Source organism: Mycobacterium sp. NGS56 (assembly GCF_059812425.1).
In genome coordinates this window covers 23,725-49,252 of the sequence record NZ_JCALCQ010000015.1, presented here as the reverse complement: position 1 = coordinate 49,252, position 25,528 = coordinate 23,725, and the positions used below count along the sequence as shown (strand labels likewise).

The 25,528-nt window shown below is 67.2% G+C and carries 21 protein-coding genes; 6 read left to right on the top strand and 15 right to left on the bottom strand.

From position 1 onward, the window contains the following. Nucleotides 1-7: 7 nt before the first annotated feature. The 5 genes from AC5Y4F_RS24060 to AC5Y4F_RS24040 all read right to left on the bottom strand — a co-directional run bounded on the left by AC5Y4F_RS24060 (nt 8) and on the right by AC5Y4F_RS24040 (nt 5,575). Nucleotides 8-787: a DUF6065 family protein gene (locus tag AC5Y4F_RS24060; RefSeq protein ID WP_067933263.1), complete on the bottom strand. Its 780-nt coding sequence runs from the start codon at nt 785-787 to the stop codon at nt 8-10. Between the two features lie 117 nt (nt 788-904). Further along, nucleotides 905-2,806 (bottom strand): lysophospholipid acyltransferase, encoded by a 1,902-nt coding sequence (locus AC5Y4F_RS24055; RefSeq protein ID WP_067933265.1) that lies wholly within the window; start codon nt 2,804-2,806, stop codon nt 905-907. Then, nucleotides 2,803-4,629, bottom strand: a complete 1,827-nt coding sequence (gene fadD11, locus AC5Y4F_RS24050) for a fatty acid--CoA ligase FadD11 (RefSeq protein WP_067933267.1) — start codon at nt 4,627-4,629, stop codon at nt 2,803-2,805. The genes AC5Y4F_RS24055 and fadD11 overlap by 4 nt, the downstream gene beginning before the upstream one ends. A gap of 77 nt (nt 4,630-4,706) precedes the next feature. Beyond that, a complete protein-coding gene (locus AC5Y4F_RS24045; RefSeq protein WP_067933268.1) occupies nt 4,707-5,183 on the bottom strand; it encodes a VOC family protein in 477 nt (158 codons plus the stop codon). Beyond that, nucleotides 5,180-5,575: a helix-turn-helix domain-containing protein gene (locus AC5Y4F_RS24040; RefSeq protein WP_067933270.1), complete on the bottom strand. Its 396-nt coding sequence runs from the start codon at nt 5,573-5,575 to the stop codon at nt 5,180-5,182. Before AC5Y4F_RS24040 ends, AC5Y4F_RS24045 begins: the two co-directional genes overlap by 4 nt. Before the next feature lie 61 nt (nt 5,576-5,636). Here AC5Y4F_RS24040 and AC5Y4F_RS24035 point away from each other — a divergent pair, with 61 nt between their 5' ends. Then, nucleotides 5,637-6,080, top strand: a complete 444-nt coding sequence (locus AC5Y4F_RS24035; RefSeq protein WP_067933272.1) for a PPOX class F420-dependent oxidoreductase — start codon at nt 5,637-5,639, stop codon at nt 6,078-6,080. An 89-nt stretch (nt 6,081-6,169) separates the two neighbouring features. Here the strand turns inward: AC5Y4F_RS24035 and dnaE are convergent, their stop codons facing one another. From dnaE to AC5Y4F_RS24010, 5 genes are all read right to left on the bottom strand, one after another. Then, nucleotides 6,170-9,703: a DNA polymerase III subunit alpha gene (dnaE, locus tag AC5Y4F_RS24030; RefSeq protein ID WP_499999085.1), complete on the bottom strand. Its 3,534-nt coding sequence runs from the start codon at nt 9,701-9,703 to the stop codon at nt 6,170-6,172. A 119-nt stretch (nt 9,704-9,822) separates the two neighbouring features. Next, the gene (locus AC5Y4F_RS24025; RefSeq protein ID WP_067933407.1) at nt 9,823-10,254 is read right to left on the bottom strand and encodes a type II toxin-antitoxin system Rv0910 family toxin; all 432 of its coding nucleotides are present in this window, start codon (nt 10,252-10,254) and stop codon (nt 9,823-9,825) included. Nucleotides 10,255-10,502: 248 nt separating this feature from the next. After that, on the bottom strand, nt 10,503-12,755 hold the full coding sequence (locus tag AC5Y4F_RS24020; RefSeq protein ID WP_499999082.1) for an MMPL family transporter: 2,253 nt from the start codon (nt 12,753-12,755) through the stop codon (nt 10,503-10,505). A 2-nt stretch (nt 12,756-12,757) separates the two neighbouring features. Further along, complete coding sequence (locus AC5Y4F_RS24015) at nt 12,758-13,561, bottom strand: SDR family NAD(P)-dependent oxidoreductase (RefSeq protein ID WP_067933278.1); 804 nt, start codon at nt 13,559-13,561, stop codon at nt 12,758-12,760. 4 nt (nt 13,562-13,565) lie between these two features. Continuing rightward, nucleotides 13,566-14,606, bottom strand: coding sequence for an SDR family NAD(P)-dependent oxidoreductase (locus AC5Y4F_RS24010; RefSeq protein WP_067933279.1), 1,041 nt, complete (start codon nt 14,604-14,606; stop codon nt 13,566-13,568). A gap of 278 nt (nt 14,607-14,884) precedes the next feature. Between AC5Y4F_RS24010 and AC5Y4F_RS24005 the strand changes: the two genes are divergently transcribed. Together AC5Y4F_RS24005 and AC5Y4F_RS24000 are read left to right on the top strand one after the other, a co-directional pair. Further along, nucleotides 14,885-15,295, top strand: coding sequence for a group I truncated hemoglobin (locus AC5Y4F_RS24005; RefSeq protein ID WP_499999079.1), 411 nt, complete (start codon nt 14,885-14,887; stop codon nt 15,293-15,295). Between the two features lie 103 nt (nt 15,296-15,398). Beyond that, nucleotides 15,399-16,157, top strand: a complete 759-nt coding sequence (locus AC5Y4F_RS24000) for a class I SAM-dependent methyltransferase (RefSeq protein ID WP_067933413.1) — start codon at nt 15,399-15,401, stop codon at nt 16,155-16,157. A gap of 1 nt (nt 16,158) precedes the next feature. Here AC5Y4F_RS24000 and AC5Y4F_RS23995 read toward each other — a convergent pair whose 3' ends face one another. Then, on the bottom strand, nt 16,159-17,085 hold the full coding sequence (locus tag AC5Y4F_RS23995) for an RluA family pseudouridine synthase (protein WP_499999076.1): 927 nt from the start codon (nt 17,083-17,085) through the stop codon (nt 16,159-16,161). Next, a complete protein-coding gene (gene lspA / locus AC5Y4F_RS23990; protein ID WP_082947545.1) occupies nt 17,078-17,704 on the bottom strand; it encodes a signal peptidase II in 627 nt (208 codons plus the stop codon). The genes AC5Y4F_RS23995 and lspA overlap by 8 nt, the downstream gene beginning before the upstream one ends. Nucleotides 17,705-17,757: 53 nt before the next feature. Between lspA and AC5Y4F_RS23985 the strand changes: the two genes are divergently transcribed. Next, nucleotides 17,758-18,714 carry an asparaginase gene (locus tag AC5Y4F_RS23985; protein WP_499999073.1) on the top strand — a complete coding sequence of 319 codons (957 nt, stop codon included), beginning with the start codon at nt 17,758-17,760 and terminating at the stop codon, nt 18,712-18,714. Here the strand turns inward: AC5Y4F_RS23985 and AC5Y4F_RS23980 are convergent. After that, nucleotides 18,679-20,088, bottom strand: coding sequence for a DNA polymerase IV (locus AC5Y4F_RS23980; RefSeq protein ID WP_067933282.1), 1,410 nt, complete (start codon nt 20,086-20,088; stop codon nt 18,679-18,681). The genes AC5Y4F_RS23985 and AC5Y4F_RS23980 overlap by 36 nt on opposite strands. Nucleotides 20,089-20,140: 52 nt before the next feature. Here AC5Y4F_RS23980 and AC5Y4F_RS23975 point away from each other — a divergent pair, with 52 nt between their 5' ends. Together AC5Y4F_RS23975 and AC5Y4F_RS23970 are read left to right on the top strand one after the other, a co-directional pair. Beyond that, nucleotides 20,141-20,704 carry a class I SAM-dependent methyltransferase gene (locus AC5Y4F_RS23975; protein WP_499999071.1) on the top strand — a complete coding sequence of 188 codons (564 nt, stop codon included), beginning with the start codon at nt 20,141-20,143 and terminating at the stop codon, nt 20,702-20,704. Continuing rightward, nucleotides 20,704-21,240 carry a hypothetical protein gene (locus AC5Y4F_RS23970; protein ID WP_499999160.1) on the top strand — a complete coding sequence of 179 codons (537 nt, stop codon included), beginning with the start codon at nt 20,704-20,706 and terminating at the stop codon, nt 21,238-21,240. The genes AC5Y4F_RS23975 and AC5Y4F_RS23970 overlap by 1 nt, the downstream gene beginning before the upstream one ends. 49 nt (nt 21,241-21,289) lie before the next feature. Here AC5Y4F_RS23970 and AC5Y4F_RS23965 read toward each other — a convergent pair whose 3' ends face one another. Both AC5Y4F_RS23965 and ileS read right to left on the bottom strand, forming a co-directional pair. Continuing rightward, the gene (locus AC5Y4F_RS23965; protein WP_499999069.1) at nt 21,290-22,150 is read right to left on the bottom strand and encodes a type IV toxin-antitoxin system AbiEi family antitoxin; all 861 of its coding nucleotides are present in this window, start codon (nt 22,148-22,150) and stop codon (nt 21,290-21,292) included. 97 nt (nt 22,151-22,247) lie between these two features. Continuing rightward, nucleotides 22,248-25,403: an isoleucine--tRNA ligase gene (ileS, locus tag AC5Y4F_RS23960; protein ID WP_499999067.1), complete on the bottom strand. Its 3,156-nt coding sequence runs from the start codon at nt 25,401-25,403 to the stop codon at nt 22,248-22,250. Between the last annotated feature and the right edge of the window lie 125 nt (nt 25,404-25,528).

The window sequence follows — 25,528 nt, the reverse complement described above, 5'->3', positions numbered from 1 at the left end:
TTTCGTCCTAGTCCGTGTTCTCGGGCGTGACGAACGACCGCAGCCGGCGGCGGGTTTGGTGATCGTGCGCGCCGGGCTCGCCGTCGCTGTGCCGGCCCCGCGTGTAATCGCCTTGCCACGGCACCTTCTCGTTCTCCGCGCCCCCCGCGGCTTGTTGCTCGCGGCCCAGCGCGCCGCGTGAACCGAGGAAGTGCTCGTGCTTGCGGTGCACCTCTTCGTCGGATTCGATGGGCCTGAGCTCGGGAGCGAACTCCTCCAACTCGCCCCGGCGTTGCGGCACGATCATGCAGATCGGTTCGTCGACCTCGAATCGCACCGGCATGAACTCACGGGTGAATTTCCAGTTCATGCTGAAACTCGAACTGGACCAGTCGGTTTCGACGATGCCTTCCAGAGCACAGATGGCATCCTTCGGATGGTTGGCCGGGCCGCGAACCAGCAGGTTGTAGCCCGGCGGGGTGCGGAACAGCATCGGCAGATGCCAGGTCAGGATGCCGTAGCCGAAGTGGCTCGAGGGCAGAAACTGACCGCTTTCACGGGTATCGGGCGCGATCATCAGGTTCGTGCGGTCGTTTCCGCCCATCCACGTAGCGGTGAACGCGCTGCGGTTGCGCACCTCCCAACCGCTCTGGTTGGCGATCAGCATCGGCAGACAACGATGCGGCCACCCTTGCCGTATCTCCGACATCCACGTCCGGCCTATCGGCGCGGGGCGAATCGGCGGCGCGATCTCGTGGGTGACGTATCCGATCAGTGGGCGGGACTGCCCACCGGATTGCTCGCTCATCGAATCCTCTCTTCACCGGCCCCTATCGAACACCGTCGACCATCACCGACGTCGCCTGCACTATCGCGACCACACGTTAACGGTCCGTGAACCCGGCCTCCGGCCGCGAACCGGCGATCAGCGCAGTCGGGCCAGCTCCGCAATGGCGTTCACCCGCCGGACAGCCACCGCGATCTCGTCGGCGAACTCACGTCGCCGCCGGGCGAGCTCCGGGTCCTCGAAGCCGTCCACCAGCTCGCGGTGCCGGGCCAGCCGCAGCGCGGTCTTGAACAGCTCCATCGACCGCGACTCGGCGCTGGCGATCTTGCGCTGCAGCTCCCACTGCTTGCCGACCTGCAGGCACTCGGCGAGAAAGGCGTCCTCGTCGAACGATTCGTCCTCGTACGCGGCCAGCCGGTTCGCAACGATGTGATAGGCGTCCAGGAAGGGGCGCAACACCAGATGCGCGAGCAGCAGATCGGCCCGTTCCAGCAGCCCGCGCACGAAGACGGGCCTGGCGGCTTTGCTGGTGTCCACGGGGTTCTCCGCCGGACCGATCAGTTGGACTTCGTCGGCGAGGTCCTTCTCGAATTGCGCGCGGGCGGAGAACAAGAACTCGAATTTCAGCAGTTCGCGCAGTTTCAGCGCCTCGTCGCGCACGGTCGCCGGCAGCACCGATCCGTCCGCGGACTGTTCGGCGTCCTCCGCCGCGGCCAGCAACGCCGTCTCGGCGATGGCGCGGTCGACCAGGATGTGGATCGCGGTGTTGCGGTAGAACGCCGCGACCAGGTGCTGGTCGGTGCCGATGCCCCACACCGCCTCGGTTCCGGCGTCGTAAACGCTCACCACCCCGGAGGCCACGAGCTGGTGCAGGGTCCAGCGGATGGTAGAGCGATTGGTCAGGTCGGCCGCCCCGGCCACCGCCCAGTTCCGCGCCGCGATGTAACTCGCCAGCGGTTGCACCGTGGCCAGCACCTCGCTGATGGACAGCGAGCGGTCCGCGCCCAGCAGTGCCAGGCTGACGACCGCGGTGGGGGTGACTGCCGTCGCGCGATTGATGCGGTGCTCGACGTCCAACGCGATGCGCTCGATCTCGGTCCCGACGCCCGAATCGTCGGACCGCAACTCCTCGAGGCGCTTACGCAACGGCAGCGGCTCGCCGAAGTCCAGGTACGCCCGCCCCAGCCGGGTGCCCTGCTGGCGGGCGAGCCGGATCAAGAAGCGAAAGTCCTCAGGCCGTTTGACGGCACCGTAGGCCTCGGTGGTCATGGCTTCCACCTCGTGTAGCTGGTCGTACACGATCGAAGTGGGCACCAAATAGACTTCAGGGCCGTCGATTTCGTCGACAGCGTCGGCGAGGTACCGCAGGATGCCGAACACCGGGGGCCGCAGTTTGCCGGTCCTGGTCCGGCCCCCTTCGATGGACCAGGTCAGGTTGGCGTGGTTTTGCACCAGCTGGGCGGCGTAGGCGCGCAGCACGAAGCGGTAGACCGGGATGTCCTTGGTCTGTCGCCGAATGAAGATGGTTCCGGTGCGCTTGGCCCAGGCCCCCATCGGGAAGAAGTTCAGGTTGGCGCCGCCGAAGGTGAGCGCGGGTGAGAGCCGGCTGGCCTGGATCACCTCGGGCAGCAACAGGCCATCCAGGTAGGAGCGATGCGAAAAGGCAAACGCCAGTGTGGCTTTGCGATCCAGCTTGCGCAGCTGGGTGATCTGGTCCTCGTCGGTCAGCACGTCGTAGGCGCGCATCAACCAGCGACTGAAGCCGCGCCAGGCCGCCATGGCCGACTCGTCGAGCGAGGGCGCCATCTCGCGCAGGTAGCAGGCGGCCTCGGCGCGCACGCTGTCCGGCTCGCGCCCGAGCTCGTTGGCCAGCTTGCCCAGCCGGTCGTCATACCAGGGGGCGCCCAGCAATTCGACGACCTCGGCCGGGTCGGTCGACAGCGGTGACGTCGATTCCTCCACGATACCGGTGCGCTGCAACAGCTTTCGCATTCCTACCCGACCGATTTCCCGGGCGGTCCCCGCCGGTCCCGCGCTCACGCCGGCTGCACCGTGGCGGCTTCGGCAGGCTCGTGCACGTCCGGCTGCGGTTCGGGTGTGTAGAGCTGCTCGATCTCGTCGGCGTATTTCGCCATGATCGGCTTGCGCTTGAGCTTCATTGTTTGCGTGATCTCGTCACCGCCGGGCTCCCACAAGGTGGGCAGGATGCGGAACCGCTTGATCTGTTCCACCCGGGAGAGTTTGTTGTTGCCCGCGGCCACCCCCGCGGCGATCTGGGCGACGACCTCGGGGTCGGACGCCAAGGCGGCGGGCGAGGCGTCGGCCAATCCGCGCTGTGCCGCATACGGGCCGACCGAGTCGGCATCGAAGACCATCAACGCGGTGTTGTACGGCCGCCCCTCACCGATGGTGATCACCACTCCGACCATGGGGCACGCGGCCAGGATGGCGTTCTCAATGTTGGCCGGGGACATGTTCTTTCCGGCCGCGTTGATGATCAGCTCTTTCTTTCGGTCGACGATTCGCAGGTAACCGTCGGCGTCGACGTCGATGATGTCGCCCGTGTGCAGCCAGCCGTCGGGATCGATCGCCTCGGCGGTCTTCTCCGGTTCCTTGCGATAGCCCTTCATCACCAGCGGACCGCGGACCAGATATTCGCCGTCCTCGGCGACCTTGCCCTCGAGGCCGGGAAGCAGCTTGCCGACGGTGCCCAGCCGGGTCTCGTCCGGATGTGCCACGCTGGCAGCGCAACTCAGCTCCGACATGCCCCACACCTCGCAGATGGGGATCCCGATCCCCGCGAAGAACGCCAGTGTCTCCTTGGGGATCGGCGCGGCACCGGACACGGCCCAGCGCAGCTCGGCAAACCCGAGCCGCTCGCGCAGCTTGGACAGCACCAGCTCGTCGGCCTTGGCCCACTCAGCCGTCACCTCAGCGAGCTCCGGCTCGCCGGACACCAGGGCGGCGGCCCGCTTGGCGGCCACCGCCAAGCCCCACTGCAGCGCCTGGCGCCTCGCTTCGTCGGTTTCGCTGGCGACGACGAATTCGATTGCGGCCTTGAGCTTCTCCCACACTCGGGGCACCGCCGCCCAAACTGTGGGCCGCACGTCTGGTAGCGCCGTCGCAATGGCGCGGGCGTCGGCCACGGGGGTCACCTGAGTGCCGAAGACCTCCAGGGGATACAGGGCCATCATCCGGTCGGCGATGTGCGCCGACGGCAAGTACGACGTGGTCCGATCGCCGAACCGGCTGCCGAGCACGGCGTCGAGTCCCCGCGCCTCGAAGAGCAGACTCGCGTGCGTCATCTCCACGCCCTTGGGATTTCCGGTGGTCCCGGAGGTGTAGATGAGGGTGATGACGTCCTCGGGTCGCACCGCTCGCCACGTCGCCTCGAAGTCGAAGTCGGATTGCGCGGCGGCGTACAGGTCGTCCACCGAGATGGTGCCGGGCGGCGAACCGTCGATGCAGACGATGTGCTCGATGGGCACGCCGCTGGCGCGGATGCGGTCCACGTACTGCTCCTCGCAGATCACGACCGTGGTGCCGGCGTTGTCGAACAGGTAGGTCAGCTGCTCGGCGGGCAACGTGTTGTACACCGAAAACGATGTGGCCCCAAGGTGTTGGGCGCCGATCTCGAATGGATAGAACTCGATCCGATTGGCCATCATCAGCGACACCGTGTCACCGCGCCGGACCCCCAGGCCCGCCAGGCCGGCGGCCACCTTGCGCACCTGCGCCGCAAGCTCCCGCCATGTCAATACCTGGGTGCCGCCGGGCGTCCGGAGCGCGACGGCCTCCGGGTCGATCGATGCGGTGCGCTGGAAAGCCTCGCAAAAGGTGGCCGGGTCCTGCGTCGTCGTCATGTCCGTCCTCCTCGGCGCCACATCAGCACTGCCTTGGTGAGCCTACGTCCGAGCACGGGGGCAGGGAGCATATCGGGTCATGACGCGGGACGCCAGAGCTGCACCGTGCTCGTCACTCCTCCGGGCAGTTCGACCAGCTCTATCGGCGTGCCATCGGGATCGTAGATGAAGAACATCCGCACTCCGCCGATGTCGACAGGCGGGTCGGCCCGGACGCCGGGATGGTCGCGCGTCACCGTCTCGTGGGCGGCGTCGAGGTCGTCGACGCGAAACGACATGTTGGTGTAGCCCAGGTGCGGGCCGCTCGGGCACTCGGGCACGGCGCCCAAGGACAGTAGCTCCACCATCGCCGCGCCGATCAGCCCGCCGACCATGCGGCCCCGCTGGGCGGCTCCCCCGGTGACCGCATCCAGTCCGGCGCCTTCGAGTTCGACGTCGAACACCACGTCCATGCCCAGCACCGCGGTATAGAAGGCCAGCGACGCCTCAATGTCGGAGACGCCGATGCAGATGTGGGAGAAGTTCTGCACCGCGACGGGGTGCTGTCGTGTCATGAGCGCTCCTTGCCGGGTGGATGAATGCCACAGGTACAGGCGTCAATTGAGGGACACGTGCAGCGCATCCCCCACTCGATGACGGCCCGGGCGCGGGCGAGCGAGTCCATCTGCGCGTCGATCTCGGCCAGTTTGGCTTCGGCCAGCGCGCGGCTGGCCGGCCGCCCGGGAGCATCGTCGGCGAACAACAGCTGGATCTCTTCCAACGAGAACCCGGCGGTCTTGCAGAGCGCGATCACCTCGAGGCGGGCCAGAATGGAGTCGTCATAGCGGCGCTGACCGCCACGGCGCGCCGGCTCCGGCACCAGGCCGATCTGCTCGTAGTAGCGCAGCGCAGTCGCGGCCACCCCGGTCTGGCGCGCCACGTCCCCGATGGTCAGGCTCGGCGCCACCGCAGCCTCCTGAGGATTCAATGCTTGACTTCGAGTCAACTCTAAGTCCTTGACTGTGGTTATGACCATCCCCCGATACGCCGAACTGAGCGGTTCTCGCTACGCCCTGCTGCGATCTTTTCGCCGCGACGGCACGCCCGTCGACACCCCGATCTGGTTCGCGATCGACGACGGCGGCTTGTTGTTCCGGACCAAGGTGGGCCCCAAGACCAGGCGATTGGCTGCGCGCCGTGATGTCGAACTCGTCGCCTGCGACTACCGGGGCCAGGTTCGCCCCGGCGCGGCGACGCTCGCGGGTCGCGCCACGGTGCTGTCCGGTGCCGAGGCCACCCGCGCCAACCGCGTGCTGCACCGGCGCTACGGCTGGCAGTGGAATATCGTCCCGCTGATCAAGGTTCCCGGCGTGACCAACGTGCACCGAGATCTCTGTGCGCGTGAGAAGTTGCGGCGCGCCCGCGACCGCGGGGTGTGGCCGGACAGCGTCATCGTGCGGGTGGAGCTGTAGGGCCTCCGCCCGATCGAGTGTGCGGCTAGCTTCACGTTCGAGCGCGAGGGTGCGGCTAGGTTCACACTCGCGGAGAATTGGCGATCCGCCTAGCCGCCCAGGCAGCCAGGCCCGAGCAGCGCCTTGAGATCTCCCATCAGCGCCGGCGACGGCGTAACGCGAAGGGAGGCATCCAGTTCCAGCGTGGTGATCCGGTCCCCGCTGATCAGCCGCAGATGCACCTGCGACGTGCCGGGGTGCCGGGCCAGCACTTGCTTGAGCGCGGTGACCTTGTCGATGGTGCACTGCCGCGTCGGCAGGCTGACCGCCAGCGGCCGGTTCGGCTGCGCATTGGAAAAGTCGGGCACCACAAGTTCATTGGCGATCAGTGCAACGCGGTCGTCGCGCAGCGACACCTTCGCCTTGATCAGCACCACGGCGTCATCGGCGATGTCGGCACCGTGCACCGAGTACGCCTGCGGGAAGAACATCACCTCGATGCCACCGGTGAGGTCTTCCAATTGGGCTGATGCCCAGGGCATTCCGTTCTTGTTGACCCGCCGGTTGACCGACGCGAGGATGCCGCCCACCCGCACCTGGGCGTCGTTGGGGACCTCGCCGTCGAGGATGGCCGGAATCTGGGTGTCGACCTGGGCGGTCAGCAGGTGCGCCACCTGATTGAGCGGGTGACCGGACACGTACAGGCCCAGCATTTCTCGCTCCAGGGCTAGCTTGTGCTTGTCCTCCCACTCGTCGTCGGGCACCTTGATGTTGAACACCGACTCGGTGCACCCGTCGTCGCCGCCGAACAGGTCGAACTGGCCCATCGCCTCGGCCTTCTTGGTGCCCAGCACCGAGTCGACGGCGTCGGTGTGCACCAGGAACAGGCCCTTGCGGGCGTGGCCCAGCGAGTCGAAGGCGCCCGCCTTGATCAACGATTCGGTGACCTTCTTGTTGCAGGCCGCGACATCGATCTTGTTCAGGTAGTCCGAGAAGTCGGTGAACTTTCCTTTTCCGTTGCGGGTGCCGATCAGCGAGCCGACCACGTTGGCGCCGACGTTGCGCACCGCGCCCAGCCCGAACCGGATGTCCCGTCCGACCGAGGCGAAGTTCACCAGCGACTCGTTGACGTCCGGCGGTAGCACCGTGATGCCGAGCTTCCGGCAATCGGCCAGGTAGACCGCGGCCTTGTCCTTGTCGTCGCCCACCGACGTCAGCAGGCCGGCCATGTACTCGGCCGGATAGTTGGCCTTCAGGTAGGCGGTCCAATAGGAGACCAGACCGTAGCCCGCCGCGTGCGACTTGTTGAACGCATAGCCGGCGAACGGAAGGATGGTGTCCCACAACGCTTTCACCGCTTTTTCCGAGAAGCCGTTGGCGGTCATGCCCTCATAGAAGCCCTTGTACTCGGCCTCGAGCACCTCGAGCTTCTTCTTACCCATCGCCTTGCGCAGCGCGTCGGCCTTACCCATCGTGTAGGAGGCGACCTTCTGGGCGATCAACATGATCTGCTCTTGGTAGACGATCAGGCCGTGCGTCTCGGCCAGGATCTCGCGCAGCGGCTCCTCGAGCTCCGGGTGGATCGGCTTGACCGCCTGACGACCGTTCTTGCGGTCGGCATAGTCGTTGTGGGCGTTCATGCCCATCGGCCCGGGCCGGTACAGGGCCAACACCGCGACGATGTCGTTGAACTCGGTGGGCTGCATGCGGCGCAACAGGTCTCGCATCGGCCCGCCGTCGAGCTGGAACACACCCAGAGTGTCGCCGCGGCCGAGCAGCTCGTAGGTGGACCGGTCGTCCAGCGGCACCGATTCCAGGTCGAGGTCGATTCCCCTGTTGCTCTTGATGTTCTCCAGCGCGTCGCCGATGATCGTCAGGTTCCGCAGACCCAGGAAGTCCATCTTCAGCAGGCCGATCGCCTCACACGAGGGGTAGTCCCAGCCGGTGATGATGGCCCCGTCCTGGGGCCTCTTCCACAGCGGGATGGCCTCGGTCAGCGGCTCGCTGCTCATGATGACCGCACACGCGTGCACACCGGCGTTGCGGATCAAGCCTTCCAGGCCGCGCGCGGTCTGGTAGATGGTTCGCACGTCCGGATCGGTCTCGATCAGACCGCGCACCTCGGCGGCCTCCTTGAACCGCTCATGGCCCGGGTCGGTGATGCCCGACAGCGAAATGTCTTTGGCCATGATCGGCGGCGGCAGCGCCTTGGTGATCCGGTCGGCGATCGCGAACCCGGGCTGGCCGTAGTGGATACGCGCCGAATCCTTAAGCGCTGCTTTGGTTTTGATGGTGCCGAAGGTGATCACCTGGGCGACGCGGTCGGAGCCCCACTTCTCGGCGGCGTAGCGCACCATCTCGCCGCGACGACGGTCGTCGAAGTCGATATCGATGTCCGGTGCCGACGGACGCTCCGGGTTGAGGAAGCGCTCGAACAACAGCCCGTGCGGGATCGGGTCGATGTTGGTGATACCCAACGCGTACGCCACCAGCGAGCCCGCCGCCGAGCCACGCCCCGGCCCCACCCGGATGTCGACCGACCGTGCGTAGTTGATCAGGTCCGCGACGATCAGGAAGTAGGACGGGAAGCCCTTGTCGCAGATGACCTTGATCTCGTACTCGGCGCGGTCGACGTAGTCCTGCCTGACACCGGACGGGAAGCGGCGCTGCAGCCCGGCCATCACCTCGTGGTGCAGCCAGGTGGCCTGGTCGTGCCCCTCGGGGACCGGGAAGATCGGCATCCGGTCGCGCGGCGACCACACCTCGTCGTAGGACTGCACCCGCTCGGCGATCAGCAGGGTCGAGTCGCAGGCACCGGGAACCACCCCGTCCCAGATCTGTCGCATTTCGGCGGCCGACTTCAGGTAGTAGCCGTCGCCGTCGAACTTGAACCGGTTGGGGTCCGATAGCGTCTTGCCGGTCTGCACGCACAGCAGCGCCTCGTGGTTGTGGGCGGCGTCGCGGGTGACGTAGTGGCAGTCGTTGGTGGCCAGCGGCGGGATGCCCAGTTTGCGGCCGATCTCCAGCAAACCGTCCCGGACCCGTTGCTCGATGGACAGCCCGTGGTCCATCAGCTCCAAGAAGTAGTTGTCGGCGCCGAAGATCTCGCGCCACTTGGCGGCCGACTCCAGCGCCTCGCGCTCATGCCCCAGCCGCAGTCGGGTCTGCACCTCACCCGACGGGCAACCGGTGGTGGCGATGATCCCGTCGGCGTGTTCGGCGATGATCTCGGCATCCATCCGCGACCACTTGCCGAGCTGACCCTCGAATGACGCCAGCGACGACAGCTTGAACAGGTTGCGCAGGCCGGTGGCGTTCTCGGCCACCATCGTCATGTGCGTGTAGGAACCACTACCCGATACGTCGTCGGACTTCTGGCCCGGGTCACCCCACAGGATCCGCCGGGTGTCGAAGCGCGAGGCCGGCGCGATGTAGGCCTCGACGCCGATGATCGGTTTGATCCCGGCCTTGGTCGCCGCGTTGTAGAACTCGCTGGCGCCGAACATGTTTCCGTGGTCGGTCATCCCGACCGCGGGCATCTGCAGCCGGTCCACCTCGGCCAGCATCGGCGCGATCTTCGCGGCACCGTCCAACATCGAATACTCGGTGTGGTTATGCAAGTGCACGAAGGACGAGTGGTTCATAGGGACGCCAGTCTATGACCGCGGACCGACACGAGTTCGGCGTGTCGCGGCGTGTGTCTGTGTTTATTGGTGGCGCCCGCCGCGCTCGGCTTCGCCGCGCTTGCGATCGCCACGACGTCCTATCCGTACAACTCGACGAAGTTCTGCAGGGACTTCTGGACGTCGCCTTTGACGGCGCGTGCCGCCGCCGAGCCCACCGGCCCGAACAGCGCACGTCCGCCCAGTTCGAGGCGCAGACCCAGCATCGATCCCTCGTCGGTGGGCCGCACGGTCAGCGTGACGGCGTATTTCGCCCCACCTTTGCCGGATCCCGACATCGCCACCTCGTGCGGCGGGTCCCATGTGGTCACCGTCCAGGTCACCCGGTTGCGCAGGCCTTTAGCCCGTGCCACGCCGACGATCTGGGTGCCCTCCGCGATCTCGTCGGGCAGTTCGCCGCGCCATCCCTCGTGCAGGATCAGCCACTCGCCCAAATCTGACAGGTCGGAGACGCGGTCCCACATGTCCTGCGGGGTCATCGGGACGTCGGCGGTCAGGTCCACAGCAGCCACCGCCTGAGCGTAGCGCTTCGTCACATCCGCCACTGCGGCCTCACCGCCGACGCATGTGGTCAGTTGCCCGCGTTTGAGCGACAACGCGAGAGGGGCGGGCGGGAAAGCCGGCCATGGCCACCCACGCCAGCCCAGTTGTCGCTTCAAGGCGGGCAATTCACCACACACGCCGCTCTAAGACGGCTGCGACGGGTGTGCTCCGGCGCGCACGCATCGCTGTGTTGCTCGAATCGGGCAACCGCGCAACATCACTGTTCGGGGCTGAGGGCCCGAGGCCGAACGTCGCCTACTTCCTCGTTGATGCCGATGCGCTCGTGCAGCTTGACCAACGGTTTAGGCGCCCACCAGTTGGCGCGGCCCATCAAGCGCATGAACGCCGGAAGCAGCAGCATCCGAACGAGCGTCGCATCGACCACCACCGCCAGAGTGAGTCCCAGGCCGAACATCCTCATGAACGACACCCGCGCGGCTATCAACGCGGCGAACGAGATCGCCATCAAGAGCGCCGCTGCTGTCACGACCCGACCGGAGCGAGCCACGCCTTGCGCGACGGCCTCGTCGTTATCCTCCGGCGTTCTGTCCGACGCCAACCAGTGCTCGCGGATCCGGGACACCAAAAAGACCTCGTAATCCATGGAAAGACCAAACGCGATGCAGAACAGCAGCACCGGCATGTGGACCATCAGGGTGCCGTTGGCGGTGGTGCCCAGGCCATGCAGATGGCCTTCCTGGAAGATCCATACCAGCGCGCCGAATGCAGCGGTCAGCGATAAGACGTTGAGCACCAAAGCTTTCAGCGGCATCACCACACTGCCGGTCAACAAGAACAACAGCGCGAAGGTGATCACTGCGATGACCGACAAGACAAGTGGCAGCCGCGACGTCACGGCCCCCGCGCTGTCGCGGTTAATCCCCGCTCTGCCGGTGAATTTCACGTCTCGGCCGCCAGGTCCGGCGATGGCTCGCAGACGATCCAGTTGTCTTTCGGATGCGACGGAGTACAACGCGGCCGCACTGCGCACGGTGAGGAAGGCACTGCCGTCTTTCGCGCCGGTGGGTGCGGACGGCGGCCCGATCGGCCCGCCGTTCTGGAAGGTCCGACCAGGCGCTGACACCGACACGACGTCGGATACCTGCGAGAGTTGGACGGCATAGCGCTCGATTTCGCCGGGCGCCAATCCGGTCGCATCAGGGATCACGACGGTCACGTCCCTACCAGTGTCGACCATGAAATCTGAGCGCATGTCGTCGCCGACCTGACGCGCCGATGCCGATCTCGGCAGCACTCGTTCGTCGGAGAAGCCCCAATTCGCCCCCAGAAAGGGCGCCCCCAGCACCAACAAGAACGTGATGACGGCTACGCCGATCGAAATAGGCCGTCGCATCACGGCTTTCGTCGAGCGGTACAAGAAGGTCTCGTGGATCGGGCCTGACACCGGCTCTGGGCGCCCGGTCACTCGGCGAATCAGCCGCCGCACGTTGAACGAGTCCAACCGGTCGCCGAGCAGCACGATCAGGGCTGGAGTGATCACCACCGCAGCGACGGCCGCCAAAGCGACCACCGCGACGCCCGCGTAGGCGAACGACTTCAGGAAGTACATCGGGAACAGCACCATCGTGACCATGGACAGTGCGACGGTCGTCGCCGAGAACAGCACGGTTCGCCCGGCCGTGCGCATGGTGCGAACCAGTGCATCGTCGCGCTGCATGCCGGCGGCGAGCTCGTCGCGGTATCGGCTGACGATCAACAGGGTGTAGTCGATCGCCAACGCCAAACCCATGGCCACCGTCAGGTTGAGCGCGAATATCGAGACGTCGGCGAAGAGTGTGATCGCTCGCAGCGTCGCCAAGGTGGAAACGATGGCGAAGCCGCCGACCGCCATCGGAATCGCCGCGGCGAGCATTCCGCCGAACACCCAGACCAAGACAACGAAGCTCAATGGAAACGCGATGGATTCCATGACCAACAGGTCCTTTTCGCTTTGCTTGTTGATCTGTGCGTACGTCAGGGCCTCGCCCCCCGCCTGCACCGTGACGCCGTCACGATCGTGCGCGAGTTTCTTCGCCAATGCCGCGGCGTTCTTCTGGGCGCCGGTTTCGCCACCGCGAACGCCGGCGACGATCAGTCCGGTCTTACCGTCTTTGCTGATCAGGCCGGCCGCGGCCGGGGGCGGAAGGGTCCAGGCCGAGCTGACTTGGGCAACATCCGGCGACGATTCAAGCTGCGCGACGATGTCGGTTGCCACGTTTCGGGCGGAGTCGCTTTGGGCGCCCGCCGCGGTGGTCACCTCGAAAACCATCTGTTGGTCGCCGAGGTCAAACTTCTCCGCGAGCACCCGCTGAGCTTGTGACGACTGCGATGACGGATCCTGATAGCCCCCCGCCGACAGCACTTCGAGGGCGGCGAACCCGAAAATTCCGGCTGCGACCATGACCAGGAAAGCCGCGGTCACGATTCTGCGCGGCGCGATTATCGCGAGTCGAGCGGCTCCCCGTAGCACCGTCAGTTCTTGGGGCCGCCGCGGAATCGATTGCCGATCCGGATGCCGGGCAGCAGCAGGCTGCGCGGCGCGAAGCGGCCGCCGGTGCTGACCACCTTGGGTACCACGCCGGGCACCACCGTGCGCCGGCCGGACAGCATGCCGCCGATCGCCGCCTCGGCCACGTCGCGCGGCGAGACCTGCGCGATGGGAATGCTGAACCGCTCGGCGTTGGCGATCTCGGCCCACTCCGTTGGCACCGGTCCAGGGCACAGGCAGGTGACCGACACCCCCGTGCCGTGCAACTCCTCGTGCACCGCTTCGGAGAACGTCTGCACGAAAGCCTTGGTGGCCGAATACACCGCCATGAAGGGAACCGGCTGAAACCCCGCGATCGACGCGATGTTCATCACCGCGCCGGCACCGCGCTCGACCATGCCGGGCAACGTCGCGTGGGTCAGCTCCATCAATGCCAGCGCGTTGAGGGTGACCTCTTCACTCTCGCGGTCCAGCGGCAGCTCGTGAAACACGCCGCTGGTCCCGAAACCGGCGCTGTTGCACAGGCCGGCGATCGACTCGCTGCGCAGCCGATCAGCCAGTTGGGCGCGGGCCTTGCTGTCGCCGAGATCCAGCGGCAGCACCTCGACGGCGACCGAGTACTCCCGGCCCACCTCGTTGGCCAACTCGTCGAGGCGCTCGCGACGACGCGCGACCAGCAACAGCGGGAAGCCGCGACGGGCCAGCCCGCGAGCCAGTTCGGCCCCGATGCCGGACGAGGCGCCGGTGATGACAACGGTGGTCTGGATGTCAGGTTTTGGCAGGCTCATGGTGTCACCAATGTATCCCTCGGGTCGCCCGCACGAAGTTCTCGCTGCGTTTATCGAATTCTGTTGTGTCGGTTGAAGTTTCACCGCCCTTTGCGGCGCTGGAGTCGCCGAACATGGCGAACGCCCGGTTGCGTACCCGATCCATCACCGCCGGGTTGACCGCATCGGCGACGGCGGCGAACTGTCCGAACGGGGAGCTGGCGCGGCGGGGGCGGTGCACGATCGCGTCCGCGATCACGCCGGCCGCCTGGTCCGGCGTCAGTGCCGGGAACTTGTCGTAGAGCGTGGTCGGGCTGATCATCGGGGTGCGGACCAGCGCCATGTGCACCGTGGTGAACCGCACGTTGTCGTTCACGGTCTCGGCCTGCAGCGAGTCACACAGGCTGTCCAGCGCGGCCTTGCTGGCGATGTAGGCCCCGAACCGCGGCGCGCGGGTCTGCACGCCCACCGAGGAGACGTTGACGATGTGGCCGAAGCCGCGTTCCCGCATCCCGGGGATGAATTTGAGGATGAGCTGGACCGCGCCCAGATAGTTGAGCTGCATGGTGCGCTGGTAGTCGTGGATCCGGTCGTAGGACAGCTCCAGCGAGCGCCGGATCGACCTCCCGGCGTTGTTGATCAGGATGTCGACGCCGCCGAGGTCGCTGAGCACCTGATCGGCCATCGCGGCGATCGCGTCCATGTCGGACAGGTCGCAGGGGTACACGTTGGCGGTGCCGCCGTCGCCGCGGATCTCGTCGGCGACCTTCTCGAGGTTTTCTCGGGTGCGAGCCACCAACGCCACCGCGCCGCCGGCCTCCGCGATCTTCTTCGCCGCGGCCTCACCGATGCCCGAGGATCCGCCGGTAATCAGGATGGTCTTGCCCTTGACGGCCTCCGCGAGCGTGCGGCCCTGCACCGCGTCGAGCAGATTCCTCAGATAGAACGGCCGATACCGTCCGGCCGAGTTCGGGGTGTTGACGATCTGAGACACCGCAGCCAGTGGCTTTTCCACCAGGTTCCCGATCGAGTTCTCCACCAAGTTCGTTAAGTCACCAAGATTCATCGGCTTTCGCTCCTGATGATCAGAGCCCCCCGAACCCAACTGGCCTGCCCGTAGACCATGACACTGGGCCGGGCGAGTGATGTGACGTGCATCATTAAGCCAACCTAGGGCATCAGCGGCTCACCTCGATGCAAATTGCCGTCATGTGACAGGACGCCCGCTCTCACAGCTCGCCGAGAACAATTGCCACCTGTGGGCAATCTGCTTGTTACACAGGGCAATTCGAGTGTGATCGCGCACTTACTGACGAGCAACGTCGAGATGTTCCAATCGTGCTCATGAAAATTCTGGCTCGCTTCCGCAAGTCGGCACCGGCTCCCATCTATGACCGGATCGGTGGACACGAGGCGATCGAAGTCGTGGTCGAGGACTTCTACGTCCGGGTGCTTGCCGACGAACAGCTGTCCGGCTTCTTCACCGGCACGAATATGAACCGCCTCAAGGGCAAACAGGTTGAGTTCTTCGCCGCCGCCCTGGGCGGCCCGGAGCCCTACACGGGCGCCCCGATGAAGCAGGTGCACCAAGGCCGCGGCATCACCATGCACCACTTCAGTTTGGTGGCCGGGCATTTGGCCGACGCGCTGGCCGCCGCCGGGGTGCCGTCCGAGACGGTGTCCGAGATACTCGGCGCGATCGCACCGTTGGCCCCCGAGATCGCGACCGCCGACGTCGGCAAGGTCAAGGTCTAAACGGGTCCGCCCGGATCGCCATCGCACCGGCGTCGGCGCGCCGGCGACGGCCATGGCGGCAATCGCGGCCTACGGGCGTGCAACAGTGCCTAGCATGCCTGACATGCGGCGCACATTCGACGACCTGATCGCCGAGGCACAGGCCGCCCCGGTCGATGGCTGGGAGTTTTCCTGGCTGGACGGGCGGGCCACCGAGGAACGCCCGTCGTGGGGTTACCAGCGCCTGCTCAAGAGCCGGTTGGCGACGGTGTCGGCCGCGCTGGACATCCACACCGGCGGTGGGGAGGTGTTGTCCGGCGCGGCGCCGTTCCCGCCCACCATGGCGGCGGTCGAGACGTGGCCGCCGAACGCCGCGCTGGCCACCCAGCGCCTGCATCCGCTCGGCGTGGTGGTCGTCGCGACGCGCGACGAACCGCCGCTGCCGTTCGCCGATGCCGCCTTCGACCTGGTGACCACGCGCCATCCGATCTCCGTCTGGTGGACCGAGATCCTGCGGGTGCTCCGGCCGGGCGGCACGTACTTCGCACAGCACATCGGACCGGCCACCATGGGCGAGCTGGTCGAGTACTTCATCGGGCCACAGCCACAGAAATGGGCCGAGTTTCATCCGGATGCCGTGCGTGCACAGGCCGAGGCGGCCGGCCTGCAGATCGTGGATCTGCGGATGGAGCGGATGCGGGCCGAGTTCTTCGACGTCGGCGCCGTCGTGTACTTCCTGCGCAAGGTGATCTGGACGGTGCCCGATTTCACCGTGCAGCGCTACCGCGAGCGGCTGGCCGAACTGCACGAGCGCATCGAATCCGGCGGTCCGTTCGTCGCCCACTCCGTGCGGCTGCTCGTCGAGGCCCGCAAGCCCGGGTGAGTCAGCCCTCCTCGCGCAACACGTCCAGCGCGTGTTGCAGGTCGGGCGGGTAGGGGCTGACGATCTCGATCCGCCTGCCGTCGGCCGGATGGGCGAATGACAGCGAGCGGGCATGCAGCCATTGGCGTTCCAGCCCAAGCCTTTTCGCGAGCTTCGGATCGGCACCGTAGACGAGGTCACCGCAGCACGGGTGGTGCAGTGCGGAGAAATGCACCCGGATTTGGTGGGTGCGACCGGTTTCCAGGTGCACGTCGAGCAGACTGGCGGCGACGAACGCCTCCACGGTGTCGTAATGGGTGAGGCTGTGCCGGCCGTCCTTGGTGACCGCGAACTTCCACTGGCCGCCGCGGTGACGTCCGATCGGGGCGTCGATGGTCCCGCTGGACGGATCCGGATGTCCTTGCACCAGCGCGTGATAGCGCTTGTCGACGGTGCGTTGTTTGAACGCCCGCTTGAGCACGGTGTAAGCCCGTTCGGACAGCGCCACCACCATCACCCCGGACGTGCCGACGTCGAGCCGATGCACAATCCCCTGCCGCTCGGGCACCCCCGAGGTGGTGATCCGGTAACCGGCGGCGGCCAGGCCACCGAGCACCGTGGGCCCGGTCCACCCCACCGAGGCGTGCGCGGCGACCGCCGCCGGCTTGTCCACCGCGACGAGGTCGTCGTCGGAGTACAGGATCGTCATGCCCTCGATGTCAACGGGCGTGTTCTGCAGCGGCGCGGGCGGCTCGGGCAGGCGCACCTGCAGCCAGGCGCCGCCGGTCAGCCGGTCGGACTTGCCGGCCTGCACGCCGTCGAGTTCCACGCCGCCGTCTTCTGCCAAGGCGGCCGCCGCGCTCCGCGACAACCCCAACAGCCGCGCCAGCCCGGCGTCCACGCGCATGCCCGCCAACCCGTCCGGGACGGGCATCGAGCGGTCACTCACCCGCGCGGTCTCCGCCGTCGCCCTTGCGCCGGCCAACGGAGTCGAAGTCGAACCCGAAGATCGAGAGCACCACCAGCAGGATGGCGCCGCCGACCACCGAGGGGTCGGCGACGTTGAACACCGGCCACCAGCCGACCGACAGGAAATCCACGACATGCCCGCGTAGCGGTCCGGGGGCGCGGAAGAAGCGATCGACCAGGTTGCCCATCGCGCCGCCGAGGATCATGCCCAGGCCCACCGCCCACCAGGGCGACACCAGCCGCCGCCCCATCCAGAAGATGCCGACCACCACACCGGTCGCGATCAGCGTGAGCACCCAGGTGTAGCCGGTAGCCATCGAGAAGGCCGCGCCCGAATTGCGCACCAGGGTCCAGGTCACCGTGTCGCCGATGATCGGCACCGGCTGGCCGGGCGGCAGCAGTTTGACGGCGAGGACCTTGGTGACGACGTCGAGGATCAGGACTATCGCCGCGATCGACAGCAGCAGCCGCAACCGCCGTGGCGCACGTTCGGGTGCCGCGTCGGTTTCCGGCACCGCGTCCCGCTCGACCGGGGCGGCCGCACCAGCCTCTTGGGCTGAGGTCACCGGCTCAGTCGACTTCGTTGGTTCTTCAGGCACTTCCCCATCATCCCCTACTGCCCACGCAGGCTAGCCATGTTCGCGCAGCGCCGATGCGCAATGATGCCAGCATGGCCCGCCTCACCGTGATCGCCACCGGAGGCACGATATCGACCGGCACCGGCCCCGACGGCGTGCACCGGCCGTCCTACAGCGGGGCGGATCTGACGGCGTCCTTCCGTGACCAGCACGAGGTGGACGTCGTTGACCTGCTGGCGGTCGACAGTTCGGAGCTGACGCTGGCCGACTGGGACCGCATCGGCGATGCGGTGAGGGCCGCGGTCGACGGCGGCGCCGACGGTGTGGTGGTGCTTCATGGCACCGACACCATGGAGGAGAGCGTCCTGTGGCTCGATCTCACCTATGCGGGCCGGGCCCCGGTCGTGCTGACCGGCGCGATGCGCAGCGCCGACGCCCCCGACGCGGACGGTCCGGCGAATGTGCGCGACGCCATGGCGGTGGCGGCCAGTCCCGCCGCCAGGGACCTGGGCGTGGTGCTGTGCTTCGCCGGACGGGTGCTGCAACCGCTGGGCATGAGCAAGGTGGCCACCGAGGACCTGAGTGGCTTCACCGGTCAGCTGCTCGGCACCGTGGCCGACGGCGTGGCGCTGACCAGCCCGAAGACACGCCCGTACGTCGGCGACCTGCGGGCCGCCGCCGCGCCGCGCGTCGACATCGTCGCGGCGTACCTGGGCAGCGACACGGTGGCCCTCGATGCGTGCGTGGCCGCCGGGGCGCGGGGCGTGGTGCTCGAGGCGTTGGGCTCGGGAAACGCCGGGCCCGCGGTGGTCGACGGGGTGCGCCGGCACTGCGGCGACGGCATCGTCGTCGCGGTGTCCACCCGCGTCCCCGGCGGGCGGGTCGGCGCCAGCTACGGCCCCGGGCACGACATGGCCGCCGCCGGGGCGGTGATGGTGCCGCGGCTGCGACCGGCTCAGGCGCGCGTCTTGCTGATCGCCGCGCTGGCCGCGGAGCTACCGGTCGCCGACGTCGTCGCCCGGTGGGGCTGACAGCGCCTCGGCCTGCAGCCCGCCGGTGTAATCGGGCCAATCCAGTGAATCCACCGGGTTGGCGCGCACCAGGTCGCCGCCGTCGGCGGGAAACGTCCGGGCCGGGCCGGGACCGGAGCTGCGGGTCTCGAACCGCGCGGTGACCACACCGTGGCCCGCTCCCTGGACCCAGCCGTGCCCGAGCTCGCGGTGGGCCACGTCGTCGCCGATCCGCCAGCCGGCGTCCTCTCCGGCCTGGGCGCCGGGTCCAAACATTGCCTCGGTCGCGGTTTCGACCGACGATGAATCCGGTTGCGGCTCCGGCAGTTCCAGGTCCGGAAACAGCGATTCCTGACGCACGTCGCTCAGCCCCGAAAAGCCCACGCCGAGAAGGCGAATGGGCCCGATCTCGCGTGGATCCAGCAGCAGCCGGCGGGCCATGCCCGCCAGCGTGGCGACCTCGGTGGTGGCATAGGGCAGCGTCGCGGACCGGGTCAGCGTGCTCATGTCGGATTTCTTCAGCTTGACGGTGACGGTGCGCGCGCCGCGGCCGTCGCGCATCAACCGGTGATGGGCGTGCTCGGCGATCGGCTCGATGGCCTCACGCAACTGCTCCAGACTGGTCAGGTCTACGGCGAAGGTCGATTCCGAGCTGATCTGTTTGGCCTCGGCACGCTCGGCAACCGGGCGGTCGTCGATACCGCGGGCCAGCCGGTGCAGCGCCGGCCCGATCGTGGCGCCCAGAATGTTGGCCGCCTCGGGCTCGGTCAGCGCGGCCAGCTCGCCGATGGTCTCGATGCCGAGACGATGCAGCCTCTCCTCGGCGACCGGGCCGATCCCCCACAACCGGCGCACCGGCAACCCGCCCAGCAGCGGTCGTTCTTCGTCACGGCGCACCACCCGGATCCCATCCGGCTTGGCCAGTCCGGAGGCGATCTTGGCGATCTGCTTGCCCGAACCGGCGCCCACCGAGGCGATCAGGCCGGTGTCGTCGCGGACCCGTCGCCGCAGGCCTTCGCAGAACGCCGCCACGTCCTCGACGGGGGCACCGGCGAGTTGGGCGGGCTCGGCGAAACCCTCGTCGAAGGACAACTGCTCGACGACGGGCACCACGGCGCGAATGGTGTCGAAAACGCGCCGGCTGGCCAGCCCGTACACCACGCCACGCGGCGGCAGCACCACCGCGCTGACACCGACGAGCCGTCTTGCCTGATGCATGGGCATGGCAGAGCGAGCCCCGAACACGCGCGCCTCGTAGCTGGCCCCGGCCACCACCCCGCGCCCGCCCACACCGCCGACGAGCACCGGGCGCCCGCGCAACGTCGGGCGGGTGAGTTGCTCGACGGAGGCGAAGAACGCATCCATGTCCAGGTGCAGCACCCACCGCGACTCCACAGGCTCGATGCTAGGGCTCACATGACGGGCCAGTTGGACTAACGTTTTCGCCGTGGCCATGAACCTGGCGCACCGCCGGATCTGCAGCTCGAAGCGCTGGGCGAAGGCTGTCGAAAAGGATCTGCTCCCGTGGGCGCTCGCCGATGTGGACTTGGGCGACAACACGCTCGAGATCGGGCCCGGTTACGGCGCGATCCTGCGGGTCTTGGTCGACAAGACGCCACGGCTTACCTCGGTGGAGATCGACACGCCGATGGCCGAACGACTGCAGCGCCTCTACGGCGACCGGGCGCGCATCATCAACGGCGACGCCACCGCCACCGGCTTGCCGGCCGACGAGTTCAGCTCGGTGGTGTCGTTCACCATGCTGCATCACGTCCCGACCGCCGAGCTGCAGGACCGGTTGTTCGCCGAGGCGTTCCGGGTCCTTCGCCCCGGCGGCGTGTTCGCCGGCAGCGACAGCGTGAACTCGCTGCGGTTCCGGATCCTGCATTTCCGTGACACCTGCAACACGGTGTCCCCGGATACCCTGCCGGATCGATTGCGCGCGCCCGGGTTTGACCGCGTCGAGGTGGACGTTCGCCGAGGTCGGCTGCGCTGGCGCGCGGTCAAATGATGGGCGCCGAGCCCGGCGACGCGGCCGTCCCGCCCGGGGGTTCGCCGCCCTCGACGCGACGGGCGCGGCTGCGTCATCAATGGGACGAGCGGCTGCAACCCGGGGAGCAAACGACGGTGCTGGCGTGGGCGTCGTTCACCCTCACCTTCGCCGGCCTGCGCGGCCTCACCCACTGGATTCGCGCCGGCCATGGACCCTCGGGTGGTGGTATATCCTTGGGCGGCACGCACTTCCACCACTACAACATCGGCATCGGAATGCTGGCGACGGTGGCCGGTGTGGGGCTGCGTGGAAGCGACAAGCAACGGCGGCATCCCGCAGCGGCGGTGGCGTATGGCGCCGCGAACGCCATGATCGTCGACGAACTGGCGCTGCTGTTAGACCTCAAGGACGTCTACTGGGCATCGGATGGTCGTAAGAGCGTCGATGTGGCGGTAGGGCTGATCGCCACCGGGGCGACGGTGGTGGCGGGCATGCCGTTCTGGCCGCATGCCCACCGGGCGCTGCGGTCTCGGAATTCCTCCGCGACACTGTAAGTGGCGACCGGTCTTCTCGAGAAACGTGTCGCCAGTTGCAATCTCGCTGTCACACTGGACAGCCGGCGGCGGCCAAAGCACGTCGCGTCCGGTCCACGACGACCTGGGGCCGATGGCGTAGTAGGTCGGCGCTGACCCGGACCAAGCGCCATCCCCGTCGCTCCAGTTCGGCGGTGCGATCGATATCGTCGGCGCGAATGCGCGGATCCATCCAATGCTGCGCGCCGTCGTATTCCACCCCGACGAGCCACTCCTTCCAGCCCATGTCGATCCTCGCCAACACCGCGCCCCAGACGTTGCGCACCTCGATTTGGGTCTGCGGCCTGGGCAGGCCGCCGCGCATCAGGACGAGCCTGGTCCTCGTCTCCTGCGGCGATTCGGCACCCGCGTCGATCAAGGGCAGCACGCGCCGCAACTGCTTCATGCCGCGAGCGCCACGGCGGGAGTGCACCAGTGGGTACACGTCTTTGGCGGTAACTCCGGTGGCTCGTGCCAGGGCATCGATCCGGATCACCGCGACCGTCAAGCCTGGCCGCCGCCCAAGGTCAAACGCCGTACGGGCGGGCGAGGTGACCGGCACGCCGTTGACCGCTACAACCTCACCCTCGGTCAAAGTCTCGTTGCGGGTGATGATCAACGACGGCGGACGGGTGCGGTCACATACCAATTCAGCAGGTGTGTGGGGATCGATCCACTCAGCGCCGAGAAGCGCTGCTGCGGAGCAACCTGCCACGACGGCTTCTTTCCCGGACCATAGCCACGCGGCGATCGCGCGATCCCGGGCAGTCAGCTCCCTGCCGCGCAGTTGGTACACGTTCCGGTAGATGCGGGTGCACGAGCCACGAAGCTCACGTTCCGTATACGCTCCTGCGCGGACGGCCTCGGTACCGATGAAGGGTTCTGCGCTCACGACAGCAGGGTGCCAGACGCTCCTGACATGTCACGAGACTGCAACTGCCGACAGCTCCACTTGGGAAATACGTCATGGAATACAGTTTCGCGGGTAGTTAGGCCTTGGCGATGCTCACCCGCACGCCGTCACCGATCTCGGCACCGTCGACCGGATCGCCGAACTCGAAACTGGTGGCCAGGATTTCACCCGCGATGAGGTCGCGGTGGGCGCGCGCCCAGTCGGCGCGCTCCCCGGGCACCGCCATCACCACCGAAATCCGGTCGGAGACATCCAGACCCGTCGATTTGCGCAGCTCCTGCAGCTCGCGGATCCGGTCCTTGGCCCAGCCCTCGGCCTCGAGCTCGGGGGTCACCGTACCGTCCAGCACCACCAAGCCCGCCCCGTCGGGTAGTGCCGCGGTGAATTCCGGGTCGGCCGCGACCAGCCGTGAGCTGTATTCTTCGGGTTGCAGCACCGCGGGTCCGGCGGTCAGGGTGCCGTCCGGATTGACGACGCCCTGTCCCGCCTTGACGGCCTTGATAGCCGCCTGCACATCCTTGCCCAGCCGCGGCCCGGCCACCCGAGCGTTGACGGTGAGCTCGAAGCGCCCGTAGGCGTCGATCGCATCGGTCAGCTCGACGCTCTTGACGTTGAGTTCGTCGGCGATGAGGTCGACGAACGGCTCGAGGCGCCCTGGATTATCCACCGCCACCGTCAGTTTCGGCAGCGGCAGCCGCACCCGCAGCTTCTTGGCCTTCCGCAACGAGGACGCCGCCGAGCAGACCTCGCGCACCTGATCCATCGCAGCGACCAGGTCGGGGTCGGCGGGCAGCTCGCCGGCGTGCGGCCAATCGGTCAGGTGCACCGACCGTCCCCCGGTCAGGCCGCGCCAAACGATCTCGGTCACCGAGGGAAGCAGCGGCGCGGCCAGCCGTGCGGTCACCTCCAGCACGGTGTGCAAGGTATCGATTGCCTCGACGTCCTCCTCCCAAAACCGCGAACGCGACCGTCGCACATACCAGTTCGTCAGCGCCTCGGTGAACTGGCGCAGCTGCTCGCAGGCCCGCGAGATATCGCAGGTGTCCATCTCGTGGGTCAGGTCGTCGCGCAGTTCGGCGAGCTTGGCCAGGATGTAGCGGTCCAGCACCTGCGTCGAATCGGTGCGCCAGGTACCGACTTTGGGCGCATAGAGGGCCAGGAAGCTATAGGCGTTCCAGAACGGCAGCAGCACCTGGCGCACGCCCTCGCGGATGCCCTGCTCGGTGACGATGAGATTGCCCCCGCGCAGAATCGGCGAGGCCATCAGGAACCAGCGCATGGCGTCGGATCCGTCGCGGTCGAACACCTCGCTGACATCGGGATAGTTGCGCAGCGACTTGCTCATCTTCTGGCCATCAGAGCCCAGCACAATGCCGTGTGCCACGCAGGTTTTGAAGGCGGGACGGTCGAACAGCGCGGTGGCCAGCACGTGCAGCGTGTAAAACCAGCCGCGGGTCTGCCCGATGTACTCGACGATGAAGTCGCCCGGGTAATGACCGTCGAACCACTCCTCGTTCTCGAACGGGAAGTGCACCTGGGCGTACGGCATGGACCCCGAGTCGAACCAGACATCGAGCACGTCGGGGATGCGCCGCATCGTGCTGGCACCCGTCGGATCGTCGGGGTTGGGCCGGGTCAGCTCGTCGACGAAGGGCCGGTGCAGGTTGGTGGGCCGCACCCCGAAGTCGCGTTCGAGTTCGTCGAGGCTGCCGTAGACGTCGATCCGCGGGTATGCGGGGTCGTCGGACTTCCATACCGGAATCGGGCTGCCCCAGTAGCGGTTTCGTGAGATCGACCAGTCGCGGGCGCCCTGCAGCCATTTGCCGGACTGACCGTCCTTGACATGCTCGGGGTACCAGGTGATCTGCTGGTTGAGTTCGACCATGCGGTCCCGGAATTCGGTGACCGCGACGAACCACGACGACACCGCCCGATAGATCAGCGGATTGCGGCAGCGCCAGCAATGCGGGTAGGGGTGCTCGTAGGTTTCGTGGCGAAGCAGTATCGCACCGTTGGCCGCGACGGGACCGCTACCGTTTTTCAGGTCGCGGATGATGTGCGGGTTGGCGTCGAAAACGTGCTGTCCCTGGTAATCCGGGACCGCTGCGTCAAACCGGCCCTTGGAATCGACCGGCGTGACCGGGGCGATGCCGGCCTTGTCGGTGGTTGCCATGTCGTCCTCGCCGTAGGCCGGCGCGATGTGCACGATGCCGGTGCCGTCCTCGGTGGTGACGAAGTCGCCGGGCAGCACCTGAAATGCGTTCGCCGTATCCATGAAATACGCGAACGGCGGGAGGTAGCGGGTGCCGAGCAGGTCCGCGCCGAGATAACTGGCGAGGATCTCCGGTTCTTCACCCAACTCCCGGGCGTAAGCGGCCAGTCTCGGTTGCGCGAGGACGAAACGACGCCCGTCGGCTTTTACCTCGACGTAGGTCACGTCGGGGTTGACGGCGACGGCGAGGTTGGACGGCAGGGTCCACGGTGTCGTCGTCCACACCAGCAGGTGGGCCCCGTCCAACGGTCCGCCGACCACCTTGAACCCCACCGTAAGGGCGGGGTCCTGCCGGCTCTGGTACACGTCGTCGTCCATCCGCAATTCGTGGTTGGACAACGGCGTTTCGTCGCGCCAGCAGTACGGCAGCACCCGGTAGCCCTCGTAGACCAGCCCCTTGTCCCACAGCTGTTTGAACGCCCAGATCACCGACTCCATGTAGGGCAAATCCAGCGTCTTGTAGTCATTGTCGAAGTCGACCCAGCGCGCCTGGCGGGTGACGTAGGCCTGCCACTCGTCGGTGTAGCGCAGCACCGAGGCGCGGCAAGCCTCGTTGAACGCGGCGATGCCCATGTCGTCGATCTGCGATTTGTCGGTGATGCCCAGTTGGCGCTCGACCTCGAGTTCGGCCGGCAGGCCGTGGGTGTCCCAGCCGAAGCGGCGCTCCACCTTGTAGCCGCGCATGGTGCGGTAGCGCGGGACGATGTCCTTGACGTAGCCGGTGAGCAGGTGCCCGTAGTGCGGCAGCCCGTTGGCGAACGGCGGCCCGTCGTAGAACACGTATTCCGGTGCGCCGTCACGACGCGCGATGCTGGCGCGGAAGGTGTCGTCGCGAGCCCAATAGTCCAGCACCTCGAGCTCGAGCGCCGGGAAGTCGGGCGCCCCTGGCTTCGGGTACGCCTGGACGGAATCCGCGGGCTGAGCCTTTAGGTCGGCTTCGGAGCCGGATGTATCGGTCACTGTGCGCGTTGTCTCCTGTGCCACGGTGCAAACCGGGGACGACGATGCGCTGGCTGCGCGAGCGCCGCGGTACCACCCCGCTTGCCGCGCTTTCGCGTGGCCACTCGATCGCGGCTGTGACGGGC